Origin of the sequence: Vibrio sp. 1457 (genome assembly GCF_033340195.1) — a bacterium.
In the GTDB taxonomy this organism is placed as follows: Bacteria; Pseudomonadota; Gammaproteobacteria; order Enterobacterales; family Vibrionaceae; genus Vibrio; species Vibrio alginolyticus.
Genome location: NZ_JAWOWA010000139.1, coordinates 1 through 1,070 on the forward strand (window position 1 = coordinate 1; position 1,070 = coordinate 1,070).

Here is a 1,070-nt window from a genome sequence, read left to right on the forward strand (position 1 = left end):
CCATTGTAGCGATGTGCTGCTTCTACAGCCTGAACGAAAAGATGTATGTCCGCATTGTTGAAGAAATAGAAGCCCGTAAACGCACGGCGTAATAATAAACGACGCCCTGCGGGGCGTTATAAGGAGTGATTATGTCTGACCATAATCCACTGACATTAAAACTGAATCTGCGGGAAAAAATCGCCTATGGTATGGGCGACGTCGGTTCGAATTTAATGCTCTGCATCGGTACTCTGTATCTCCTCAAATTTTATACCGATGAATTAGGGATGCCTGCTTACTATGGCGGGATTATCTTTCTGGTGGCGAAGTTTTTTACCGCGTTTACCGATATGCTCACCGGATTTTTACTCGACTCGCGGAAAAATATTGGGCCTAAAGGCAAATTTCGTCCCTTTATTTTATATGCAGCGGTTCCGGCGGCGTTAATTGCAACGCTCCAGTTTATCGCCACCACTTTTAGTTTGCCGGTTAAAACGACGATTGCCACGGCGCTGTTTATGATGTTTGGGCTTTCATACAGTCTGATGAACTGCTCGTATGGTGCGATGATCCCGGCAATTACCAAAAACCCGAATGAGCGCGCGCAGCTCGCGGCTTACCGCCAGGGTGGTGCAACCATAGGGCTATTGATTTGTACCGTGGCGTTTATTCCGTTGCAGTCGCTTTTTTCTGACTCAACCGTCGGTTATGCCTGTGCGGCACTTATGTTCTCCATTGGCGGCTTTATTTTTATGATGCTGTGCTACAGAGGCGTCAAAGAGCATTATGTGGACACAGCACCAACCGGACATAAAGCCAGTATTCTCAAATCTTTTTGCGCGATATTTCGGAATCCGCCATTGCTGGTTTTATGCATTGCTAACTTGTGTACCCTGGCGGCATTTAATATCAAACTGGCGATTCAGGTCTATTACACCCAGTATGTGCTGAATGATATTAATTTATTGTCGTGGAGGGGATTCGTAAGTATGGGATGCATGCTAATCGGCGTATTACTGGTGCCATTAACTGTAAAATGTTTTGGTAAAAAACAGGTTTATCTGGCTGGCATGGTGCTGTGGGCGGTG

The 1,070-nt window shown here is 46.1% G+C and carries 1 protein-coding gene; it reads left to right on the top strand.

Annotated elements, in window-relative coordinates; translation table 11 throughout:
• Positions 1–131: 131 nt before the first annotated feature.
• Positions 132–1,070, top strand: a 939-nt coding sequence (locus R7Z41_RS24345) for a glycoside-pentoside-hexuronide (GPH):cation symporter (protein ID WP_318141685.1), incomplete at its 3' end; no start/stop codon positions are given.